At 71.0% G+C, this 17,100-nt stretch carries 23 protein-coding genes; 19 read left to right on the top strand and 4 right to left on the bottom strand.

Features of this window, described 5'->3' with window-relative positions:
• Positions 1–45 precede the first annotated feature (45 nt).
• Positions 46–1,323, top strand: a complete 1,278-nt coding sequence (locus tag ACX27O_RS10140; protein WP_458939328.1) for a hemolysin family protein — start codon at positions 46–48, stop codon at positions 1,321–1,323.
• 72 nt (positions 1,324–1,395) lie between these two features.
• Positions 1,396–1,581, top strand: coding sequence for a hypothetical protein (locus ACX27O_RS10135; RefSeq protein ID WP_036410487.1), 186 nt, complete (start codon positions 1,396–1,398; stop codon positions 1,579–1,581).
• A gap of 5 nt (positions 1,582–1,586) precedes the next feature.
• Here ACX27O_RS10135 and ACX27O_RS10130 read toward each other — a convergent pair whose 3' ends face one another.
• Positions 1,587–2,237 carry a hypothetical protein gene (locus tag ACX27O_RS10130; protein WP_458939327.1) on the bottom strand — a complete coding sequence of 217 codons (651 nt, stop codon included), beginning with the start codon at positions 2,235–2,237 and terminating at the stop codon, positions 1,587–1,589.
• Positions 2,238–2,370: 133 nt separating this feature from the next.
• Here ACX27O_RS10130 and ACX27O_RS10125 point away from each other — a divergent pair, with 133 nt between their 5' ends.
• Positions 2,371–2,574, top strand: coding sequence for a hypothetical protein (locus tag ACX27O_RS10125; RefSeq protein WP_124774060.1), 204 nt, complete (start codon positions 2,371–2,373; stop codon positions 2,572–2,574).
• A 5-nt stretch (positions 2,575–2,579) separates the two neighbouring features.
• On the opposite strand, the gene ACX27O_RS10120 is transcribed toward ACX27O_RS10125, so the two are convergent.
• From ACX27O_RS10120 to ACX27O_RS10110, 3 genes are all read right to left on the bottom strand, one after another.
• Positions 2,580–3,056: a hypothetical protein gene (locus ACX27O_RS10120; RefSeq protein ID WP_124774061.1), complete on the bottom strand. Its 477-nt coding sequence runs from the start codon at positions 3,054–3,056 to the stop codon at positions 2,580–2,582.
• On the bottom strand, positions 3,053–3,265 hold the full coding sequence (locus tag ACX27O_RS10115) for a hypothetical protein (protein WP_030327717.1): 213 nt from the start codon (positions 3,263–3,265) through the stop codon (positions 3,053–3,055). The genes ACX27O_RS10120 and ACX27O_RS10115 overlap by 4 nt, the downstream gene beginning before the upstream one ends.
• Before the next feature lie 99 nt (positions 3,266–3,364).
• Entirely contained in the window at positions 3,365–4,246 is an 882-nt protein-coding gene (locus tag ACX27O_RS10110) for a universal stress protein (protein ID WP_458939326.1), read from the bottom strand.
• A gap of 116 nt (positions 4,247–4,362) precedes the next feature.
• Between ACX27O_RS10110 and ACX27O_RS10105 the strand changes: the two genes are divergently transcribed.
• From ACX27O_RS10105 to ACX27O_RS10030, 16 genes are all read left to right on the top strand, one after another.
• Positions 4,363–5,109, top strand: coding sequence for an SAM-dependent methyltransferase (locus ACX27O_RS10105; protein ID WP_458939325.1), 747 nt, complete (start codon positions 4,363–4,365; stop codon positions 5,107–5,109).
• A gap of 71 nt (positions 5,110–5,180) precedes the next feature.
• Positions 5,181–6,353: a PP2C family protein-serine/threonine phosphatase gene (locus ACX27O_RS10100; RefSeq protein ID WP_458939324.1), complete on the top strand. Its 1,173-nt coding sequence runs from the start codon at positions 5,181–5,183 to the stop codon at positions 6,351–6,353.
• A gap of 56 nt (positions 6,354–6,409) precedes the next feature.
• Positions 6,410–6,871, top strand: a complete 462-nt coding sequence (locus ACX27O_RS10095; RefSeq protein WP_285796217.1) for a MarR family winged helix-turn-helix transcriptional regulator — start codon at positions 6,410–6,412, stop codon at positions 6,869–6,871.
• A gap of 294 nt (positions 6,872–7,165) precedes the next feature.
• Positions 7,166–7,798 (top strand): CDP-alcohol phosphatidyltransferase family protein, encoded by a 633-nt coding sequence (locus ACX27O_RS10090; RefSeq protein ID WP_357839679.1) that lies wholly within the window; start codon positions 7,166–7,168, stop codon positions 7,796–7,798.
• The gene (locus tag ACX27O_RS10085; protein WP_458939323.1) at positions 7,795–8,739 is read left to right on the top strand and encodes a DUF881 domain-containing protein; all 945 of its coding nucleotides are present in this window, start codon (positions 7,795–7,797) and stop codon (positions 8,737–8,739) included. Before ACX27O_RS10090 ends, ACX27O_RS10085 begins: the two co-directional genes overlap by 4 nt.
• Positions 8,736–9,068, top strand: a complete 333-nt coding sequence (locus tag ACX27O_RS10080; RefSeq protein WP_030327710.1) for a small basic family protein — start codon at positions 8,736–8,738, stop codon at positions 9,066–9,068. Before ACX27O_RS10085 ends, ACX27O_RS10080 begins: the two co-directional genes overlap by 4 nt.
• A gap of 11 nt (positions 9,069–9,079) precedes the next feature.
• The gene (locus ACX27O_RS10075) at positions 9,080–10,075 is read left to right on the top strand and encodes a DUF881 domain-containing protein (RefSeq protein WP_357596061.1); all 996 of its coding nucleotides are present in this window, start codon (positions 9,080–9,082) and stop codon (positions 10,073–10,075) included.
• Positions 10,076–10,135: 60 nt separating this feature from the next.
• Positions 10,136–10,516, top strand: coding sequence for a glycine cleavage system protein GcvH (gcvH, locus tag ACX27O_RS10070; protein WP_091397961.1), 381 nt, complete (start codon positions 10,136–10,138; stop codon positions 10,514–10,516).
• 214 nt (positions 10,517–10,730) lie between these two features.
• A complete protein-coding gene (odhI, locus tag ACX27O_RS10065) occupies positions 10,731–11,183 on the top strand; it encodes an oxoglutarate dehydrogenase inhibitor Odhl (protein ID WP_007071101.1) in 453 nt (150 codons plus the stop codon).
• Positions 11,184–11,233: 50 nt separating this feature from the next.
• On the top strand, positions 11,234–11,935 hold the full coding sequence (ftsR, locus tag ACX27O_RS10060) for a transcriptional regulator FtsR (protein ID WP_279515601.1): 702 nt from the start codon (positions 11,234–11,236) through the stop codon (positions 11,933–11,935).
• Between the two features lie 183 nt (positions 11,936–12,118).
• Positions 12,119–12,583: a bifunctional nuclease family protein gene (locus ACX27O_RS10055; RefSeq protein WP_030327706.1), complete on the top strand. Its 465-nt coding sequence runs from the start codon at positions 12,119–12,121 to the stop codon at positions 12,581–12,583.
• A gap of 159 nt (positions 12,584–12,742) precedes the next feature.
• Positions 12,743–13,339 (top strand): MerR family transcriptional regulator, encoded by a 597-nt coding sequence (locus ACX27O_RS10050; protein ID WP_081883657.1) that lies wholly within the window; start codon positions 12,743–12,745, stop codon positions 13,337–13,339.
• Positions 13,340–13,599: 260 nt separating this feature from the next.
• On the top strand, positions 13,600–13,998 hold the full coding sequence (locus ACX27O_RS10045; protein WP_210858049.1) for a group I truncated hemoglobin: 399 nt from the start codon (positions 13,600–13,602) through the stop codon (positions 13,996–13,998).
• A 2-nt stretch (positions 13,999–14,000) separates the two neighbouring features.
• Positions 14,001–15,167: a globin domain-containing protein gene (locus tag ACX27O_RS10040; RefSeq protein WP_030327703.1), complete on the top strand. Its 1,167-nt coding sequence runs from the start codon at positions 14,001–14,003 to the stop codon at positions 15,165–15,167.
• A gap of 166 nt (positions 15,168–15,333) precedes the next feature.
• Entirely contained in the window at positions 15,334–16,029 is a 696-nt protein-coding gene (locus ACX27O_RS10035) for a DivIVA domain-containing protein (protein WP_030327702.1), read from the top strand.
• Positions 16,030–16,123: 94 nt separating this feature from the next.
• Positions 16,124–17,083 (top strand): methyltransferase domain-containing protein, encoded by a 960-nt coding sequence (locus ACX27O_RS10030; protein ID WP_358136693.1) that lies wholly within the window; start codon positions 16,124–16,126, stop codon positions 17,081–17,083.
• Positions 17,084–17,100: the final 17 nt, after the last annotated feature.

The following is a 17,100-nucleotide window of genomic DNA, read 5'->3' as shown; positions in this document are numbered from 1 at the left end:
GCCCGCTGCGGTTGAGTGACCTCAGGCGGCGGACGGGGGTACGCGATGGGCGGTCAGCTCGGGCAGTTGGCGTTGGTGGCCGTGCTGGTGCTCGTCAACGCCGCGCTCTCCGGCAGTGAGATGGCGTTGGTGACCCTGCGCGAGGGGCAGTTGCGGCGGCTGGGTCGGCGCAGCCGGGCTGGGGACCGGTTGGTGCGGTTGTCCCGCGACCCGAACCGCTACCTGGCCACGATCCAGCTGGGGATCACCCTGGCCGGGTTCCTCGCGTCGGCGGCGGCAGCGGTGTCGTTGGCCGGTCCGCTGGTCGGCCCGTTGGGTTTTCTCGGTGGGGCGGCGCGTCCCGCCGCGGTGCTGCTGGTGACAGTGGCGTTGACGTTCGTCACGCTGGTGCTGGGCGAGTTGGCGCCGAAGCGGCTGGCCATGCAGCGGGCCGAGCGGTGGGCGTTGCTGAGTGCCGGTCCGCTGGACCTGCTCGCCCGGGTGTCCCGCCCGGCGGTGTGGTTGCTCAGCCGGGCCACCGACGCGGTCGTGCGGCTGGCCGGTGGTGATCCGAGGGCCAACCGGGAGGAGATGACCGAGGAGGAGCTGCGGGAGATGCTGGCCAGCCAGCGCGGCCTGTCGGCCCAGCAGCGGGAGATCCTGACCGGCGCGTTCGACATCGCCGGCCGGACGCTGCGGGAGATCCTGGTGGCCCGGCGGGAGGTCACCACGCTACCGGCGAGCCTGGCCGCCGACGAGGGGGTCCGGTGGCTCGCCGCCGCCGGACGGTCCCGTGCTCCCGTCACGGGTCCCGGCGGCCTGGACGAGGTGCTCGGGGTGGTGCACATCCGTGACCTGGTGCGGGCCGGCACCGCCCCGGTGGGTGAGCGGGTCCGGGATCCGCTGCTGCTGCCGGTGACGCTGCCGGTAGCCGACGCGATGCGTCAGCTGCGGCAGGAACATCAGCAACTGGCCCTGGTCGTCGACGAGCACGGGGGCATCGACGGCATGGTGACCATGGAGGATCTGCTGGCCGAGGTGGTCGGGGAGTTGTACGACGAGACCGACCGTGACGTGCGGGGGGTCGTCCGGGAACCGGACGGGTCCCTGCTGGTGCCCGGTGACTTTCCGCTGCACGACCTGCCGGACCTGGGGGTGCGGCTGAGCTTCCCGTTGTCCCGGGACTACACGACGGTCGCTGGTCTGGTGCTGGCCCGGCTGCGGCACCTGCCCGACTCCCCGGGTGAGACGGTGCGGCTGCCCGGGCTGACCCTGCAGGTGGTGGAGGTCGCCGACCGGGCGGTGCGCCGGGTGCGGCTGTGCGGGTTCGTCACCGAACGCTGACCATCACACAGAAGAATGACAAAAAGGCCAAATCGCCATGGCGGCCACAGCGGTCCGCTTACGGTGCCAGATGTGAAGGACCGAGGTTTGCGGACGTTCGTCACGGTGCTGGCCGGTCTCGCGGTGATCTACTTCGGCAGCGCCGGGCGCAGTCCCGAGGAGGGCCGGGGCATCTCCGGCGGGGTGGTGGTCCTGGCGTTGCTCGCCGCCTTGCTGGTGTGGCACCTGACCCGCCCGGGGGACAAGACGGTCAAGTGAGCGCCTCACCGGGCGGCGACGCGGGTGACCTCACCGGCGGACTCCTCACCCAGCGCCACCCGCACCAACGCTGAGGCGAGCCGGCCGAAGTCCGGTTCGGCGACGAGACCGGCGAGCCGGTCCGGGGACCCCGGCAGACCCAGCCGCTTCGCCCCGGCCAGGGCCCGACGGTCGGCGTACGGGCGCACGTCCGACCAGACCGACTGCGCCTCGCGCAGGTAGATGTCAGCCCCGGTGGGGCCGATGCCGGGGAACTCGGTGAGTCGCCGACGCAGCCCGGCGGGATCACCCTGGGCTTCCCGGTGCAGCCGTCGCAGGTCACCGTGCCAGCGGTCCAGGCACAGCCGGGCGCCGGTGCCGAGCATGGTGGCGGTCCGCTCGTCGTAGCGGCGGTAGTGGCCTCGGCCCAGCGCGTCGACGCGCTCCTGCCAACTGGCCGTCTCCATGGCCTGTGGGGTGCGGTAACCGGCGGCGAACAGCTCGCGGGCGGCGTCCACCGCCACACACGCCCGGATCCGGGTGCTCAGCAGCGTGGTCAGCACCAACAGCTGGTAGAGCGGGCCGGGCCGGTCGGCGAGCTTGATGCCGGCCTCCTCGGCGTACGTGCAGCCACGCCGGTCGAGCAGGACCCGCACCACCGTTCGATCATTGCCCACACCCGTCGGGTACCCACTTGGGGGCGCGCTAGCCGTCGTACCGGTGACCGCGCTCGGAATGCCACAGCGGCGGGCGGGTATGCCGGCGGTGGAGGCGGTCGATGCCGCCTGCCGTACCGGAGGGAGACACCCCGTGACGAACCCGCAGCAGCAGGAGCTGCGCCGCAACGCACTGGGCGCGACCAGCCAGGACAACAAGGGCCCGGCTCCGGGCGGGCATCCGGCCAACCGTGGTACGTCGCGTGGCGACCAGGGTCGACCGGTGCCCAAGGGGCAGGTGTCGCCGTACGGCCCGGCCGGCGAGCCGGTGGCCGAGGACGACAGCGACACCCGCTGACCCGATCAGCGACCGCGACCTGGCGGCCGCCGCAACCTGTTCCAGGTGGCGGCGGCCGCCAGCCCGTACGCGAGGTGCGGAATGATGTCGGAGATCCAGTCGGAGCGCCGCCAGGTGCGCGGGTCGCTGATCCCGAGCACCGTGATCGACCCGTCGGTCATGGTCATGACACCGGCGCCGAGCAGCCCGGTGGCCACCGGCAACGGCTGACGCCGACCACCCGCGTACAGCGCGAACCCGACGCCTGCGGCGATTCCCAGCCCGTACCCGATGAGCGGCCCGAGGCCCGAGCGGCGATTGGCCGCCCGGGCCCCGTTGCCCAGGTCCACGTGCGCGATCCCGGCCAGCCGGTCGACGGTCTCCTGCGGGACGTCGCTCTCGGGCCGTCCCCGCAGTGCCATGTCGAGGTAACTGACCACGTTCAGCGCGGTGCTGCCGACGGCGCCCGCGATGGCGCCGTCGGCCACGTCGACCCTGCTCACTTCGGGTCGCCCGGTTCGCGCTCGCTCTTCGGGCCGTACGCGCGGTCACCGCGCACCACGCCGCGTTGGCCGCGATCCTCCTGGAGGATCCGGTTGGCGACCTGGTTGGCCTTGCCGTCGGGCACCCGGCGTCCGGAGTCGTCGATCGCGTTGCGCAACCGTGCCCGCTGCTTGTCGTACGCGTTACTGCCCGGCCGTGGTCCTGGCATCTGTGCCTCCTTCGTCGGTCTGGGCACCTGGTGCTGCCCACCGTCCGCTGGGCGTACCGCGGCCGTCTACCCGCCTGGCGGCGGACGAACCCCGGCGGGCTAGTGGGGAGCGCGGACCACCATGACCGGGCAGTGGGCGTGGTGCAGCATCGACTGGCTCACCGACCCCAGCAACAACCCGGTCACCTCGCCGCGCCCGCGCCCGCCGACCACCGCCAGTTGGGCGGAGCGGGACGCCTCGGCGAGCACGGTGCCGGGTCGACCACGTGTCGCCTGGCACGTCAACCGCAGACCCCGGTGGTCCTCGGTGAGGCCGGTCAGCCACCCGGCGAGCATCCGTTCCTGCTCACGGTGCAGCTTCGCCTCGTCGTACACCAGGGGTTGCATGTCGCCCGGTCCGCTGCTGCCGGGGTGCCGGTAGACGTGCACCGCCACCAGCGGCACGCCGAGCGACACGGCCATCTCGGCGGCGACGTCCGCCGCCCGCCGGGAGGCGTCCGAACCGTCCACTGCCACCAGCACCGGCTGGTCGGGGCGTTGCGTGCCGCGGGCGACCAGCACCGGGCAGTCGGCGTACGCGGCGACCTGCACCGCGACCGAGCCGACCACCAGCGCGGAGAACCCACCGAGCCCGCGGTCGCCGAGCACGATGAGCGCGGCGGTGGGGGACTCGCCCACCAGCACCGCGGCGGCCTCCCCGTCGATGATCTCGCCGGAGATCGACAACCCGGGCGCGGTGGCCTCGGCCTCGTTCACCGCGGCCTCGACGAGTTCCTCGGCCCGGTGACGCAGTCCACCGCCGGGCGGCGCGTCCGGGGCGGGGGAGACCGGTACGCGTAGCAGCGGCCAGATGAAGCCGTGCACGACCCGCAGTGGCCGATGCTGTCGGGCTGCCTCGGTGGCGGCGAGGCGGACGGCGCGCAGCGCCGGCTCCGAGCCGTCGACGCCGACCACCACAGCCGCGTTGTTCGCCGAGTTCACCGCCCACCTCCGCTCGCGGCCAGTATCGCGGGCCCGGACCCCTTCGCGCCGTGATACCGCTGAGCGCGTCCCGATCGGTACGCTGACGAGGACCGGCCGGGGAGGGAGCGTCGCCGATGGGTGAACCAGACCAACCGAGCACCGCTCGCATGATCGACTTCTGGCTCGGCGGGCAGCATCACTTCCCGGTGGACGTGGCTGCCGCTCACGCGTTCGAGCAGGCGTACGGGCCGTGCGCGCCGGTGTTCCGGGAGCTGCGGGCGTTCCTGGGTCGGGTGGTGCGGGCGATGGCCGGTCCGGGCGTGGACGGTTTCCTGGTGTTCGGCGCCGGGGTGCCGACGATGGGTAACGTGCACGAGGTCGCCACCGACGCGACGGTGCTCTACACCGACGTCGATCCGGTCACCATCCGGTTGGGACAGAGCATCCTCGCCGGCAGCGACCGGGCCGACTACGGCTTCGGCGACGCGACGGACATCGGCACCATCGATCCGGCGCAGCTGCACCGCTTCGTGCCGGGGTGGGGTCGGCGGCCGGTCGGGGTGGTCTTCCTCGGCCTGGCGGCGTTCCTCGACGACGCCACGCTGACCCGCACCCTCGACGAGTTGTACGCTGCCGCGGCGCCGGGCAGCCTGCTGGCGGTGGACTTCGACACCGAGGAGCTGGCGGGTCACCCGGAGGCGCTGGCCATGATGGGCCCGCAGTTTCGGATGCGCCCGCCGGCGGCGTTCGCGCCCCTGCTCGGTCGGTGGGCGCCGACGGCGGACGGGATCGTCCCGGTCGCCCAGTGGCGGGCGGAGGGTCCTCCGGCCCGGGTGCCCGACGCGTTCCACGGTGTGCTCGCGACCCGGGCGGCTGACTGACCGCGCCGATCCGCCGTCCGAGGGCGTCCGTATGATGCTTGCCCTATAGCAAGCTTCTGGGGAGGACGACGATGGTAGACGCGCCGGACGTGGTGTCGCGCGCGTTGCGCGAAGCCCCGCCCGACCAGTTGGCCGAGGCGGCGGACCGGGCGATCCGGTCGGCGATGGGCGCGCTGCGCACCGACGTCTTCGTCGCCGACTACCGGATCAGCGGCCTCTGGCCGGTGCTGGACCCGGACCTGCCGGCGGGTGGGTTCCTGGAATGCCACACCGTGGCGCAGCGCTGTTTCAGCAGCCAGCAGCCGGTACGCGACGGCGAGGGCCCGTGCCGGCTCTACCTGCCGTTGACGGTGTGGGGGGAGCGGCTGGGGGTGCTGCTGATCGAGCTGCCGGCCGTGCCGAATCCGGCGGTCACCGGTCAGGCCACGGACATCGCCGACGCCCTGGCGGTGGCGATGCGCGCGGCGGACCGGGAGACCGACCGTTACCGGCGGGCCCGCCGACGGGAGCGACTGACGATGGCCGCCGAGATGCAGTGGGATCTGCTGCCCGGTCGCGGTGTGGCGCACCACGCGTTCGATCTGGCCGGTCAGCTCGAACCGGCGTACACGGTGGGCGGTGACCACTTCGACTGGTCGCTGGACGGCGACCGTCTCACAGTGACGGTGCTCAACGGTGAGGGCACCGGGCTGGCCGCGTCGCTGTTGACCGCCGTCACCGTGAACGCGATGCGCAACGCGCGGCGCTCCGGTGGCGGCCTGGTGGAACAGGCCGAGCTGGCCTCGGACACGGTCTTCTACCAGCACCGGGGCGCTCGGTACGTGGCCACCCTGCTGCTCGAGGTGGACACTCGCTGCGGTCGGGTGCGGGCGGTCGACGCGGGTTCGCCCCATCTGCTGCGGATGCGCGGGTCCACGGTCGAGCCCATGAAGCTGGACCAGCAGCTGCCGCTGGGCATGTTCGCCGAGACGCGCTACGAGCTTCAGGAGGTGCAACTCGCTCCGGGCGACCGTCTCTTCGTGGTCAGCGACGGGGTGTGGGCCGCCGAGCCGCCGGGGCAGGAGCCGTACGGGCAGCGGATGATGGCGCGTTCCCTGCGTGCCACTCGGCTGCAGCCACCGGCCGAGGCGGTTGGTACGGTGATGCGCGAACTGCACGCCTATCACGCGGATTCCGACCTGCGCGACGACGCCGTCGTGGTCTGTCTGGACTGGCATGGTCCACGCGAACAGGGCACGGGGTGAGAGTCGCGGCCGCGTTGTCGGGCGGGCACCAGCGCGACGACGGCAGGGGACATCAGGTGGAGCGACCTGCGGATCTCGCCGCGGCGATCGACGCGGCCGCCGGGACGCTGATCGCTGTTCTGGACTCGGCTGCGGCGCGGCATCAGGTGCCGCCCACCCAGCTGCGGGTGCTCACGCTGATCTGCGGTCGACCGGAGACCAACGTCAACGGGTTGGCGGAGTTGCTGGACGTGGTGCCGTCGTCGGCGAGCCGCCTGTGCGACCGGCTGGAGGCGACCGGCCTGTTGCGCCGGGTGGCCGATCCCCGCGACCGGCGGGAGGTGCGGTTGGTGCCGACCGCCGCCGCGCTGACCCTGTTGCGGGAGTTGGCCGAGCGGCGTCAGCGCGCGGTGCAGGCGGTGCTGGACCGGATGCCGGCGCGGATGCAGCACGAGTTGCTGTTGGCGCTGGTCGGGTTCGCGCGGGCGGCGAACTCTGTGCCCGAGCAGCAGAGCGACTCCGCGGTGCAGACGGCCTGAGCGTCGCCCCCTTTCCCACTAGTATCCTAGGATGCCGTAGGCGTGGTGATCCACGCCATAGTGCGGCACAGCCGCACCGACAGCCCGGCGGCGGGACCCGGCCGGCGAGAGGAAGCCCGATATAGTGGCAGCGCATCTACCCGGCCCGCGATCTCGATGACCGCGGGCCGCATCAGGGGAACGGGTCCCACTCGGGGCCCTCGGGGAGAGCCGGCGGCGGTCGGCCTGACAGCACGTACGACCCTCAGCCGCGCCCGGCGTCGGCGGGGGCCCGCGTGCCGTGGAGGAGGATCGGTGTCGCGTCGGCCGGCTCGGGCAGAGCACCCGCGGGACACCGGTGACGAGGCTCCCGGCAACCAGGTGCTCACCCTGCCCAACCTGATCAGCTTCGGGCGGCTGCTGGGCGTGCCGCTCTTCCTCTACCTCTTCCTGGTGGCGCGGGCCGACGTGGCGGCGGTCGTCGTCCTGGCCATCGGCGGCACCACCGACTGGGTCGACGGCTGGATCGCCCGCCGGCTGCGTCAGGTGAGCCGCCTGGGCGAACTGCTCGACCCGCTCGCCGACCGGCTCTACATCCTCGCCACCCTGGTCGCGTTCACCGCGCGGGAGGTGGTGCCGTGGCAGTTCACCGCGGCGCTGCTGGCCCGTGAGGTGCTCCTGCTCGGCTCGCTGGCGGTGCTGCGTCGCCACGGGTACGGGCCGCCGCCGGTGCACTACGTCGGCAAGACCGCCACGTTCCTGCTGCTCGCGGCGTTCCCGGTGCTGCTGTTGGCCACCGCGGCGACCGACGTGGCGACGGCGGCGAGCGCCATCGGCTGGGCGCTGGCCTGGTGGGGTCTGGTGCTCTACTGGGTGGCCGGCGGAATGTACGTCGTGCAGGCGGCCCGGCTGGTGCGCGCGGTGCGCGGCCCGGGAGCGCCCGCGTGAGCGCGCCGCGGCTGGGCAAACCCGGCCAGGACCGGGTGTACGCGCCGGATTTCCTCACCGAACTGTTTCGCAACCCGTTGGATCCGGGGTACGCGGACGCGGCCGCCGCCCGTCGGAGCTCGGCGCAGTCAGCTGCGGCGCGCGGATGGCGGGCCTGGCCGGCGCGCTCGGTGAGCCTGGTCGTGGTGGTGATGCTCGGTTTCCTGTTCGCGGTCGCGTACCGGCAGACCATGGCCGACGAGCCGGGCCGCAGCCAGGCCCGCTCGGGTCTGGTGGCGCAGATCAAGGAGCGGGAGAGCCAGACCGACCGGTTGTCCACCCGGGCCGACCAGCTGCGCGAGGAGGTCGGTCGGCAGCGGGACGCGGCGTTGAGCGGGTCGGCCGCCGCCCGGTTGCGCAACCTGGAGGCGAGCACCGGGCTGGGTCGGGTGCGTGGCGATGGTGTGGTGGTGCGGTTGGCGGACGCGCCGGACAAGGCGGACGCGGTGACCGGTGCCGGTGCGGGGCCGCCTCGGGTGCTCTACAGCGACCTGCAGGGGGTGGCGAACGCGTTGTGGAGTGCCGGCGCGGAGGCGATCGCCATCAACGGTCAGCGGTTGACGTCGACGTCGACGATCCGGTCGGCGGGTGAGGCGATGCTGGTGGATTTCCGGCCGGTGACCGGGCCGTACGAGGTGTCGGCGATCGGGCCGGAGTCGATGCGGCGCAAGTTCGAGGACAGTCGGAACGCCGCGCTGATGCGGAAGGTGGCGCAGGGGACCGGGTTGTCGTTCGGTGTTCGGGAGTCGGATGACCTCACCCTGCCGGCGGCTCCGGAGCCGCAGCTACGCTACGCCAAGCCGTCGGTCAGTCCGAGCCCTTCCGCGTCGGGTGTCCGGTCCGGCAGTCCCGGGTCGTCCGGTCCGGCGACGACTGTTAGCCCCTCCGGAGGTGGCCGATGATCGCGGTGCTGGCGTTGCTCGCCGGTGTGGTGCTGGGCGTGTGGCTTGATCCCACGGTGCCGGCGGCGTTGCAGCCGTACCTGCCGATCGCGGTGGTGGCCGCGTTGGACGCGGTGTTCGGTGGGGTGCGGGCCCGGTTGGACCGCATCTTCGACGACAAGCAGTTCGTGGTGTCGTTCATTTCGAACGTGCTGGTCGCTGGTCTGATCGTGTATCTGGGTGACCAGCTGGGTGTGGGCGGGCAGTTGTCCACCGGTGTGGTGGTTGTGCTGGGTGTGCGTATCTTCGGCAACGTGGCGGCGATCCGTCGGCACCTGTTCCGGGCGTAGGTTGGGTTGGGATGAGTGACGAGCAGACCGACACGGGGACCGGGTGGCCGCAGCCGGCGGGCCCGGCGCGCCCGGGTGGCCCGGCGGGTGAGCCTGATCCGCGGCCTGATGCGCCGGATCCGGACGAGCTGAGCCCGTTGGCGCCGCAGGGGCCCGCGCGACCGTCGGACGATGAGCCGGTGGCGGAGCCGGGTGTGGAGCCGGTCGACGACGGTGCGACGGTGGACCTGAACGCGGTGTCGCGGTCGGGGGAGCCGGTCGCGGGGTCCGATTCGTCGGTCGAGGCGGCGGAGCCGGTGGTGGCTGGTCGGTCCCGGTGGAGTACGGCCGGTGTGATGATCGCCGCGTTGTTGGCGTTGTTGGGGTTCACGTTGGTGGTGCAGTTGAAGACGACCTCGACGGACCCGACGTTGGGGGCCACGCGGCAGGAGGACCTGGTTCGGATCCTGTCGGATCTGGATGCGCGGGAGAACCGCCTGCAGCAGGACATTCGCGCCCTGGAGGACAGTCAGCGTCAGTTGCGCTCGGGTGAGCAGGGTCGTCAGGCGGCGTTGGACGAGGCGACGCGGCGGGCTGACGAGTTGGGCATCCTGGCGGGGACGTTGCCGGCGGTGGGTCCGGGGTTGACGGTGCAGTTCGACTCCGGGGCGAAGCCGATCTCGGCGAACCGGGTGTTGGACGCGGTGCAGGAGCTGCGTGGTGCGGGTGCCGAGGCGATGCAGATCTCCGGTGGGGATCGGGCGACGGTTCGGATCATCGCGTCGACGTACTTCCTCGATGGGGACAACGGGTCGTTGATGGTGGAGGGGCGTCGGTTGACGGGGCCGTACACGATCACGGTGATCGGTGATCCGGCGACGATGCGTACGGCGTTGAACATTCCTGGTGGGGTGGTCGCGTCGGTTCGGGGTGACGGCGGTAACGTGACGTTTGGGGAGCGTGAGGTTGCCGAGGTTTCGGCGCTGCACGTGCCGATCAAGTTGGAACACGCCCGTCCGGTCTCCTGACCGGCGCGGCCGCGCCGGACCCGGGTGGTCCGGGGCACCGATGGATGAAGGACGCGTCTGGTGATTCCCGAGGATCTGCGATACACCGCCGAGCATGAGTGGGTGGCGGGTGACGGCACGGCTTCGGTCCGGGTCGGCATCACCCACTTCGCGCAGGACGCGCTCGGTGACATCGTGTACGTGCAGTTGCCCGAGGCGGGTGCGGTGGTCGCGGCCGGTGACTCGTTGGGTGAGATCGAGTCGACCAAGAGTGTGTCGGAGATCTACGCGCCGGTGGCCGGTACGGTGGCGGCGCGCAACGACGCGTTGGCTGACACGCCTGAGCTGATCAACACTGATCCGTACGGTGAGGGTTGGTTGGTGGAGATCACGCCGAATGATCCGACGGCGACGGATGGGTTGCTCACGGCGGCCGCGTATCAGAAGATCACCGAAGGCTGAGTGTGCTTGATCCGGTGCGTGTGATGTCTGCGCGCGTCCGGTTGCCCTGCATTTCGGCGCTGGCTAGGCTCGCCCAGTCGACCGAGAACCCAATAGTTGAGCGTTGTGGAATTGCCTTCCCGGGCACGGGGAGCCAGCCGCCGGGTGTGCATGTGCCCGGCGGCCAGACCCGCCATTACCCGACGCCGACCGAACAGATCCGTGAGGTGGTCCCATGACGCGGCCAGACGACGAGTTCCCCCCACTCGACGTCACTTCGACGCTCAATCTCGGTTCGCTCGACGAAGTGCTGGAGGGGCCGGACACCGATGTGGTGCCGAGCCGGATGTCCGGTTCGTTGCCGCCGGGTATGGCGCTGCTGGTGGTTCGTCGAGGCCCGAATGCGGGTGCCCGGTTCCTGTTGGACCACGATGTGACGACCAGTGGCCGGCACCCGGACAGTGACATCTTCCTGGATGACGTGACGGTGTCGCGTCGGCATGCGGAGTTCCACCGTGACGGTGGGACGTTCACGGTGCGCGACGTGGGCAGCCTGAATGGCACGTACGTCAATCGTGAGCGGGTTGAGGCGGCCACGTTGAGCAACGGTGACGAGGTCCAGATCGGTAAGTTCCGGGTGGTGTTCATCGCCGGTCCGCGCCCGGAGGAGGAGGCCGGCCGGGGGTGAACGAGCCTGCGGCCTCCACGTCACCCGGGGCGGCTCGGTCTCAGCCGCTGATGAGCATCGGTGAGGTGCTTGGGCAGTTGCGGGTGGATTTTCCGGATACCACGATTTCGAAGCTGCGGTTTCTTGAGGCTGAGGGTCTGGTCGAGCCGCAGCGGACGGCGGCGGGTTACCGGAAGTACAGCTGGGACGATGTGGCGCGGTTGCGGTTCGTGTTGACCGCGCAGCGGGACAGGTACCTGCCGTTGCGGGTGATCCGGGAGCAGTTGGCCCAGTGGGATTCGTCCGGTGAGCAGCCGGAGCGGTCGCGGCCGGCGTTGGTGGCGGTTGGTCCCGATGGTGCGGTGCCGGGTCGTGAGGTGCCGGAGCCGGCCGAGTCGTCGCAGGTGCGGCTCGGCCGGTCGGATCTGGTGGCGCGCAGTGGGATCGACGAGTCGACGCTGGCGGAGTTGGAGCGGCTCGGTGTGCTGGTGTCGGATCCACCGGGTTGGTATGACGCGGATGCCCTGATCATCGCTTCGGCGGTGGCGGGGTTGGCGTCGTACGGGTTGGAGCCGCGGCATCTGCGGGGTTATCGGACGGCGGCGGACCGGGAGGTCGGTTTGTTCGCGCAGTTGGTGGCGCCGTTGGCGCGGCAGAGTGATCCGGCGGCGCGGGCGCGGGCGGCGGAGACGGCGCGGGAGTTGGTGGCGTTGTCGGAGCAGTTGCACGCGGCGTTGGTGCGGGTGGGTCTGCGGTCGACGTTGGGTCGGTGAGGGTGCCCGGCGGGTGGCGGCTGAGCGGAAAGATCTCTTCGGGGAAGCGTGCCGTAGGCTTGCCGGGGTAACCCCTTTTCGGCGCGGGCGTGGTGCTGTAGCGCATGGGACGGCCGTGTTGCGGTCCGTGTACCGTGCAGGGAAGGGCGCGGTGCGTAGGTTGACGACGACACGGAGGCGGCGGTGCGCGAGCTGAGCGTGGTCGGAGTTCGGGTGGAGCTGCCCAGCAACCAACCGATCGTCCTGCTCAGGGAGGTCGAGGGGGACCGCTATCTGCCGATCTGGATCGGCGCGGTCGAGGCGACGGCTATCGCTTATGAGCAGCAGGGGGTCAAGCCGGCCCGGCCGTTGACCCATGATCTTCTGCGGGATGTGTTGGCGGCGTTGAAGGCGCCCTTGCAGGCGGTGGAGATCACCGAGCTGAAGGAGAACGTCTTCTACGCGGATCTGTTGATCGGCGATGGGGTGCGGGTGTCGGCGCGGCCGAGCGATTCGATCGCGTTGGCGTTGCGTGTCGGTGCGCCGATTCGTTGTGCGGAGCAGGTCCTCAGCGAGGCGGGGATCGTTATCCCTGATGAGCAGGAGGACGAGGTGGAGAAGTTCCGCGAGTTCCTGGAGCAGGTGCGTCCGGAGGATTTCGCGGGCTGAGGTGTGCCCGGGCTCGGTTGGTGATCTTTCTCGGTGGCTGCGCGGCGTGTCGCGTCGGTTCCTCCGTGGTAACCCCTGACGGTGGCGATAGGGTTTCCATGTCGAGGGGTGCGCGTCCCGGAAACGATGCGTCGCCACACTGACGGGGAGGTTGTCCGGATGCACGAGCCGCGGGATTCCGATCCGGGTGCAGAGTTCGACGAGCCGGGTGCCTCGTCGCCAGGTGTGGCGGCTGAGGGTGACGGTTCGGTTGGCTACCGGGGTGTGACGGCGTGTCACGCGGTGGGCATCAGTTACCGGCAGTTGGACTACTGGGCGCGGACGACGCTCGTGGTGCCGAGCGTTCGGGATGCTTCGGGTTCGGGGACGCAGCGGTTGTACTCGTTCCGGGACCTGGTGGTGTTGAAGGTCGTGAAGCGGTTGTTGGATGCGGGGGTGTCCCTGCAGAACATCCGTAAGGCGATCGAGGCGTTGCGGTCGCGTGGCGTGGAGGATCTGGCGGGGATCACGCTGATCTCTGATGGGACGACGGTGTACGAGTGCCGGTCTCCGGAGGAGGTGGTCGACCTGTTGCAGGGTGGCCAGGGGGTCTTCGGCATCGCGATCGGTGGGGCTTTCAAGGAGATCCAGGGGTCGTTGTCGCATCTGCCGGCGGAGCCGGCGACGAGCGGCCCGGTGGAGCCGGCGGCGGTGTCCGGGGCGGATCCGGTGGGTGACGAGCTGGCGGCACGGCGGGCGCGACGGCGGGCCGGCTGACCCGTTCGGCTTCCAATTTTTTCCGGTTGGGTTTTCTCGCGACCGTCGGTGACGGTGGCCGGGGGTGATCGACCACGCCGGTCCCTTGTGGATACGTTCGGTGTGGTGTTGGTGGCCGATTGTGGAGATACCGATCGGTAGTGATGACGCAACGTGTCGGTCGTATTGTCGGGAATCCGATAAGGGGGCGCTGACCGGAGGCGTTTGACACGCTATGGTCCCTCACGGTTCTGCACCCTTCATCCCCGGAAGGAACGACCGTGACGGTTACGGAAGAGACGGCTCCCGCTTCGCACTACGACCGCATTGGCGGTGCCAGTTCGGTCAAGGCGGCGGTTGAGCTGTTCTACGACAAGGTGCTCGCGGACCCGGAGTTGGCGGGTTACTTCACTGATGTGGAGATGGCGGGTCAGCGGCGGCACCTGGCGTTGATGTTGACCGTGGTGCTGGGTGGCCCGAACGAGTACACGGGTCGTGGGTTGGCTGAGGCGCACCAGCCGTTGAACATCACTGTGGAGCACTACGCGAAGGTGGGCGAGCACCTGACGGCGACGCTGACCGAGTTGGGGGTGCCGGCGGACATCCTCGCTGACGTGCAGACAGTGCTGGGGCAGGTGCAGGGCCAGGTGGTGGCTGCCGGAAACAGGTCGGGCGTCTGAGCGTGGACGCGGCTCGCCTCAAGCAGAGCTGGTCGGTGGTCGCCGGTCACGGCGACCAGGTGCCGCTCTATTTCTATTCGACGTTGTTCCTCGCTCATCCTGAGACGCGGCAGATGTTCCCCACGAACATGGCCGGTCAGCGGGATCGCCTGGTGACCGCGTTGGGCCACATCGTGTCCAACGTGGACCAGGTGGATCGGCTGGTGGGTTTCCTGCAGGATCTCGGCGCGGATCACCGCAAGTTCGCGGTGCGCGCGGAGCACTATCCGGCGGTCGGTGAGGCGCTGGTGGCGACGTTGCAGCATTTCCTCGCCGAGCAGTGGACCGAGGAGTTGGCAGCGGACTGGACGGCCGCGTACGGGTTGGTCGCCCAGGTGATGATGGAGGCCGCGCAGGCCGCTGAGGCGGTCAATCCGCCGTGGTGGGTGGCGGAGATCGTGGCGCATGAGCGGCGGGCGTTCGACGTGGCGGTGTTGACGGTGCGCCCGCAGTACCTGTTGCCGTTCACCCCGGGTCAGTCGATCGGGGTGTCGCACCCGTCGGTGCGGTCGTGGCGGTACTACTCGCCGGCGAACGCTCCGCGGGCGGACGGCACCCTGGAGTTGCATGTGCGGGCCGCGCCGGGGGGCGCGGTGTCGTCGCGGCTGGTGTACGGGTCGGCGGTGGGGGATCGGATCCACCTGGCGGCGCCGGTGGGGGACCGGTTGGGGTTGTGGTCGGCGGGCTCCAGTGACCTGTTGCTGCTGGTGGCGGGTACGGGCTGGGCGCCGGTGAAGGCGTTGGTGGAGCAGGTCGCCGCGGAGGGTTCCCGCCGCCGAGTTGATCTGTACGTGGGGGCCCGGTCGCGTAGCGAGTTCTACGACAGCGACGCGATCGACAAGTTGGCGTCGTCGTATCCGTGGTTGACGGTGACGTACGTGGTGGGTACCGACGTGCACCGGCCGGGGGAGTTCGTGCAGGCGGTGGATCGGGCGCTGGCCGACGGTGACTGGCGTTCCCGGCACGTGTTCGTGTGTGGGTCGGACGAGATGGTGTCGCACGCGGTGCAAACGTTGGCGCAGGCGGGTTACCACGCGGGTCAGGTGCACCACGAGGGCCTGGGTGCGCAGTGGTACGGCCCGGCGTGGCGGACGGCTGCGGGTGACACTTCGGAAGGTGGGCACAGGTGAGCGCGAGGAGTGAGCTTGCGAGCCCCGCAGTCGTGAACGAAAGGGCGGGTGCGGTGAGCGCGAGGAGTGAGCTTGCGAGCCCCGCAGTCGCGAACGAAAGGGCGGGTGCGGTGAGCGCGAGGAGTGAGCTTGCGAGCCCCGCAGTCGCGAACGGAGGTCTGCACAGGTGAGCGCGACGCCGATCAGCCGGTATGACGGGGTGCAGGTTTCCGGTGGTGTGCAGGTGCGGATGACCGCCGATCGGGTTCGGCGGTGGGAGTTCGGTGCCGCGTCGTTCGCCCGGCGGGGTTATGACAATGCTGACGTGGACCGGTTCCGGGTGCAGGTCGCTGACGAGTTGGATCTGTTGGCGACGCAGATCGCGACGTTGCGGGCGGAGAACGAGCGGCTGAACGACCGGGTGGAGTTGCACCGGCACGGGGTGATTCCGAGTACGGGGGCGGCGGCGAAGGTTCCGGCGGCGCGGGAGGTGAATCTGCTGTCGGCGGCGCAGCGGGAGGCGGAGCAGATCATCGCGCAGGCGCATGACTATGCGCGTCGGGTCGCCGAGTACGCCCGGGTGCAGTACGAGAGTTACCTGCAGGCGGCGGAGGCGGAGGCGAAGCAGGAGGCGGAGCGGGCGGTGGCGGAGTACCGCAGCGCGGCCGGGCCGAGCTTCGACGACACGGTGGCGACCCGGGAGGCGTTGCGGATTTTCGGCGAGATGATGGTGTCGCACATGCAGGCGGCGGCGCGGCATCTTGATGACGGCAGTGAGCAGTTGGCGCGCACGATGGATCGGATCGCGGCGGAGACGCCGGGGGCGCCGTTCGTGGGTGGTGTGGTGGGGCAGTCGGCGTTGCCGCGGCACCAGCAGCGCTGATCGTGGAGCGTGCTCGGCGCGTTGGCGGCGGTGGCATAGTCGGAGGGGTCAGGCGGGGCTGATCGGTGGCCGCGCCCGGGAGAGAGGCTCCTTCGTGTCTGTATCACCGTCTCCGGCCGGCGGGTCGGTGGACCCGCTGGCCGCGTTGGAGGCTTCGGCGTGGGCTCTGGCGGCCGCGGTCGGCACCATGAGTGACGCCCTGTCGGCCCCGCTCGCCGAGGTCGTGGCGGCGTCGCCGCACCGCAGCGCGGTGCTGGAGGCCGCTGGTCTGCTGTCCTGGGATGGTGGGGTGCCGGTTGCGCACCCGTCGTTGGTGCCCGCCGATGGGCCGACGGGGAGCAGCGCGGTGCAGGCCCGGTTGAGTTCGCTGCGGCAGGCCGTCGCCGCGGCGGCGCAGGAGCCTTCCGGGCCGCGCGGGGCGGGTTGGGCGGAGTTGGACGACGAGGTGTTGCTGCACCAGGGTCGGGCGTCGGCGGCGACCGGCCGGGCGTTGGCGACCCGGGTGGTGCCCGAGTTGCCGGGGTTGGCGGAGCGCTTGGGCTCGGCGGACGGCCGGGTGCTGGACGTGGGCACCGGGGTGGCGGGGTTGGCGGTCGCGCTGGCTCGCGCGTTGCCTCGGGCGTCGGTGGTGGGTATCGACGTGCTGCAGCGGGCGTTGGACCTGGCCCGGGGTGAGTTGGCCGAGGCAGGCGAGGTCGCGGATCGGATCAGTCTGCGCCGTCAGGACGTGGCGGAGGTGACGGAGCCGGGCGGGTACGACCTGGTGTGGTTGCCGGCGCCGTTCCTGCCCGAGCAGACGTTGACGGTGGCGTTGCCCCGGCTGGTGCAGGCGTTGCGGCCTGGTGGTTGGCTGGTGGCGGGCACCAACCCGCCGGCGGGGGATCCGTTGCGGGCGGCCGTCGACCGGTGGAACGCGGTCCGCAACGGTGGTAACGCGTTCGACGCGGACCGGATGGCGCAGGTGCTGGCGGCGACGGGCTTGGCCGATGTTCGCCGTTTCCCGACCGTCCCCGGCGGGCCGGTGCTGGTCGCCGCGCACCGCCCGGGCGGCTGACGCCGACCGGCTGCGGG

Source organism: Micromonospora sp. SD19 (genome assembly GCF_054462275.1).
The sequence above is the reverse complement of the archived record's forward strand: the minus strand, read 5'-3'. Positions and strand labels throughout refer to the sequence as shown.

Excerpts from the sequence above, each read along its gene's own strand:
- ACX27O_RS10140 (WP_458939328.1), top strand. The coding sequence starts at position 46 with ATGGGCGGTCAGCTCGGGCAGTTGGCGTTGGTGGCCGTGCTGGTGCTC.
- ACX27O_RS10115 (WP_030327717.1), bottom strand. The coding sequence starts at position 3,265 with ATGCCAGGACCACGGCCGGGCAGTAACGCGTACGACAAGCAGCGGGCA.
- ACX27O_RS10105 (WP_458939325.1), top strand. The coding sequence starts at position 4,363 with ATGGGTGAACCAGACCAACCGAGCACCGCTCGCATGATCGACTTCTGG.
- ACX27O_RS10100 (WP_458939324.1), top strand. The coding sequence starts at position 5,181 with ATGGTAGACGCGCCGGACGTGGTGTCGCGCGCGTTGCGCGAAGCCCCG.
- ACX27O_RS10080 (WP_030327710.1), top strand. The coding sequence starts at position 8,736 with ATGATCGCGGTGCTGGCGTTGCTCGCCGGTGTGGTGCTGGGCGTGTGG.
- ACX27O_RS10075 (WP_357596061.1), top strand. The coding sequence starts at position 9,080 with ATGAGTGACGAGCAGACCGACACGGGGACCGGGTGGCCGCAGCCGGCG.
- odhI (WP_007071101.1), top strand. The coding sequence starts at position 10,731 with ATGACGCGGCCAGACGACGAGTTCCCCCCACTCGACGTCACTTCGACG.
- ftsR (WP_279515601.1), top strand. The coding sequence starts at position 11,234 with ATGAGCATCGGTGAGGTGCTTGGGCAGTTGCGGGTGGATTTTCCGGAT.
- ACX27O_RS10050 (WP_081883657.1), top strand. The coding sequence starts at position 12,743 with ATGCACGAGCCGCGGGATTCCGATCCGGGTGCAGAGTTCGACGAGCCG.